Here is a 3,714-nt window from a genome sequence, read left to right on the forward strand (position 1 = left end):
CCGTCTTAAACGCTTTGTTATACAACATTAGCAACTAACCCAAAGATTTTATTGCTGAATTTATCATTTTCACGAACTCCACATGAGCATCTTGTAGACTACACCTATGGCTAGGGTCCGTTATAACAATGAAATCATCAATCGAATACTCTGAGTCAGACAGCAGTAGTTTTACCCTATTGGGAAACTCTTCAAGTAACAAATAGATATTTATAATACAGCGACATTCTTCTTCAGTTAAATAGCCTATTTGACCCAACATCTCTTTATATACATCATTAAATACTTTGACCGGAAATGCCGTTCGCTTTCCATTTGAAGGAGTTTTAAGTATCTCCGCACGCCCCTCAAAACTTTTAAGATTGACATGCAACTCTGCTTTAATCGCTGAAATGATCGATTTTCTTCTCTGCGCGATACCTTGCCCATGCTGTTTTCTAGCAAAAAAACCATTAGCAAGAATTGAAATGATCACGCCTACGAAACCAACTACTCCCGCAATCAAGGTTTGATAAGTATCAATCACATCCACTGCTCCTAATTTGAATGTTGTATAACGCCGCGTTAAGTGGTGAGCAACGCAGACCACTTAACTTAAAGTATTGTGCCGTAGACACTTAAGCCGAAGCAAACCGAAAATGCCGAGCGTTGGGAATCCGTCTTAAACGCTTTGTTAGGCGAATTTTTCGTGTTGCTCTCTGATACTTTCTCTAACTTTGTCGTCTTCTTTTAATGAGTCTTGGTACTTGCTGACAATTGAAACTATGTCTCGCTTAAGTTGATCTATTGAGTCTAGTTTTTGTTCGAGTGTTTCATAACTATCAGTATTTACGAATTTTTCTGCTCGGCTGAACCTTTCGCCAATTTCTTCAAGAAACTTTAAGTCTTTTTTATGTTCAGTGTGCCAGCTAGCTGTTGCACCCGATCTTAGTTTCCCAGTCGCCGAATGGACAGCCAGCCGAGATTTAAATGCCTTAGGTAGTAAAATATCAGCTTCAAGTAGCAATGCCCTAATCTCATTTATAGTTCTTCTCAACTCAATGCGCAGATCAAGTGATTTTACTTGCTGTACTTTCTTGTAATTTTTATAGGATACAATGGCACCAGTACAACCAGTTATTGCACCAATTAAACCAAAGAATATACCTGCGAAATCAACCCAATTTAACTCATCCATTAGCTATTCCATTTATTCGCCTAACGCCGCATTAAGGTGCGAACAACGCTAAACACCCAACCCAAACCATTGCACCTTAAACACTAAAACCAAGTTTAAACTGAGATCGCCAAGCGTTGTGAGTCACTCTTAAATGCTTTGTTAGGCGCTTCACGCAAATAGTTTAAATTGGATTTAAAGTAGCACCTTTTGGAAAAATAAATCCACGTAACCCACTGAATTTAATTAAAACCCAAAGGCTAAAGCAGCTAAGTTTCTGAAACCCACTGCACCTTAAACACCAAAGAAATTGGCAAGTCAGCGCATAGAAATGAAATTTGAAAAGGTTAACTTTCAGAGCAAAGTTTCAGCCAATAAACGCGTTTCTAAGACAGATAAAGTTGAAGCGGCTTGAGCCTAAGAAACTAACAACAAACCGGCGATAAAACCTAATGAGGCAACCCGCAAACTTTGACATGTTTTACGGGTCGAGTGATTCAAGAACTTAGGAAGGTAAAGCCAGATTGCCGAAAAACCAGAACAGATGGCCAAAGAGAAATTGGAGATTTGAACCAAGAAATTTCTTACTGCGCCTAACGCCCTGTTAAGGGGTGAACAACGCAATACCGATGCCGCCGCATACCACCTTAATCACTTAAACCAACGCATAGTGAAAATACCACGCGTTGTGAATCCCTCTTGAACAGTTTGTTATATGCGTACTGGCACCGATCACCACACATGCAACTTAAAGTAAACCAAGAAAGATGCTATGAGAATAAGACCACACCAAGCGAAAAATACGAAGGCTTTCACCTCAGTTTCTGCTTCTTCCATATCTGGAAGTAAAGCCATGAAATAGCATCCGATTGGAACTAATTCGTACATTTTACCTGCATATTGGTTATTCATGCCTAAGAAAGGTGGAACATACAAATACAGAGCTGAATAGCTGACAAAAAAGATAGTAACTAAAATTCTATTCCAACCTATCTCTTCGCCTTCCCAGTACAGCTTAAATAACAGGTAGATAGCACCCAATATTGCTAGTATCAAAAACATCCTGTTCAGAAATCCCTAAAGCATATAACGCCCTGTTAAGGTGTGAGCAACGCAATACCGATGTCACCGCATACCACCTTAAACACTAAACGCAACGCATAGTAAAAATGCCACGCGTTGCGAATCCCTCTTGAACAGTTTGTTAGCCCTCAACTACAAGACAAACACCTTTTCTTTTTTATCTTTTAAGCACTGCATACTGTCAGATGGAGATATATGAAGAAAACCCCATTTATATGAAATATGACCATTATATCGGTCGCCTAAAGAGATTGAGCCAACTTTTTTAACTACCAATCGATCTTTTGAGGTGGCTTTCGTTTCCCTTTCAAAATCAACACTAGAGTCCGTGGTTAAAGTAAGAAGCATAAGGTAGTTAAATGACCCAGAGCCACCATAATTTGAGGTTAACCTTAAAATATGAACCCCACTAAATGAGCAACCAACATACTGGTACACAATCGTTTTTTCATTATCTTGAAATCGCACAATAGGATAACCATCAGCAACACTCTCAACGGTGATATCACCAAAATAGCGATTACTCCCATTTGAATCCGCGATGTTAACTGCTACAACCTGATCTCCTGTATCTGATAACCAGCCGTTTAAATCTTCAACGATTGCTGGTGAGATGTAAGTATCAGAGATGAAAGAGTATTTTTGATTTGTAAAAGTTCGAATCAAAGGATTACGAGATGATAAAGAAATAAAGCGGGAGCCAATTACTCCATGAACAGCATCTCGGAAATATGTGCCGATGCTAGCAAGAAATACGATTACGGGCTCAGGGCTAGCGTCAGTAGCAAACCAATACACACATCCAAATAATACTAATACATTTACTATTCGAAATATCACTATTTACTCCTGAGGGCTAACGCCCTGCTAAGGGGTGAGCAACGCAATACCGAAGCCGCCGCAAACCACCTTAATCACTAAAATCAACGCATAGTAAAAATGCCACGCGTTGCGAATCCCTCTTGAGCAGTTTGTTAGTTTGCAAACCCAAAGCGTTGATTTTACGTTATTTTAAACTTTGCAAACAATAAGCTTTATGTGTTTTGATGCATTTAAGTCAGGCGTTGTCTCAAAGCGGCTACTCAATGAAACCACTTGGAACAAACAACACCGCAGAAAACGAACTCACAACACCAAAAAGCGCTTTTGGAAAGCTAATCTCACAATGCGGGCTTTCAACAAAGTCACTGAAACCACGTGGAACTTGCCACACCAAAGAAAGCGTCACTTCAGCGAGTAGATCGGCTTTTATACCAGCAAACTCAACGAGCAGAGTCTCAGCAAAAAAATTCAACTCAGTTAACCCAAAAGTCGCCGCACCAAAGAACAAATCAACGGTTGAAACGATGCCAATTTTGGATTTTCACCACGCTAGTTAACACTAAAACTGAAAGCCTGTACGGCAACTTAAACTTTGAGCTTTTACCACTAGATCTTGCGATATAGCTGAATTTTTCCTCTTGCAAACTAACGCC

The 3,714-nt window shown here is 39.7% G+C and carries 5 protein-coding genes; all 5 read right to left on the bottom strand.

Features of this window, described 5'->3' with window-relative positions; all coding sequences use genetic code 11:
• Positions 1–34: 34 nt before the first annotated feature.
• Positions 35–526, bottom strand: coding sequence for a hypothetical protein (locus VNE01S_RS18575; protein ID WP_053397289.1), 492 nt, complete (start codon positions 524–526; stop codon positions 35–37).
• 147 nt (positions 527–673) lie between these two features.
• Positions 674–1,177: a hypothetical protein gene (locus VNE01S_RS18580; protein WP_053397288.1), complete on the bottom strand. Its 504-nt coding sequence runs from the start codon at positions 1,175–1,177 to the stop codon at positions 674–676.
• Between the two features lie 711 nt (positions 1,178–1,888).
• The gene (locus tag VNE01S_RS18585; protein WP_021453643.1) at positions 1,889–2,218 is read right to left on the bottom strand and encodes a hypothetical protein; all 330 of its coding nucleotides are present in this window, start codon (positions 2,216–2,218) and stop codon (positions 1,889–1,891) included.
• Between the two features lie 153 nt (positions 2,219–2,371).
• Complete coding sequence (locus tag VNE01S_RS18590) at positions 2,372–3,079, bottom strand: hypothetical protein (RefSeq protein WP_053397287.1); 708 nt, start codon at positions 3,077–3,079, stop codon at positions 2,372–2,374.
• 238 nt (positions 3,080–3,317) lie between these two features.
• Entirely contained in the window at positions 3,318–3,533 is a 216-nt protein-coding gene (locus VNE01S_RS18595) for a hypothetical protein (protein ID WP_245649916.1), read from the bottom strand.
• Between the last annotated feature and the right edge of the window lie 181 nt (positions 3,534–3,714).

This window comes from Vibrio nereis NBRC 15637 (genome assembly GCF_001591105.1).
GTDB lineage: Bacteria > Pseudomonadota > Gammaproteobacteria > Enterobacterales > Vibrionaceae > Vibrio > Vibrio nereis.

What these genes read in the sequence shown, in the direction of transcription:
- VNE01S_RS18585 (WP_021453643.1), bottom strand. Translation starts at nt 2,218, where the DNA reads ATGTTTTTGATACTAGCAATATTGGGTGCTATCTACCTGTTATTTAAG.
- VNE01S_RS18580 (WP_053397288.1), bottom strand. Translation starts at nt 1,177, where the DNA reads ATGGATGAGTTAAATTGGGTTGATTTCGCAGGTATATTCTTTGGTTTA.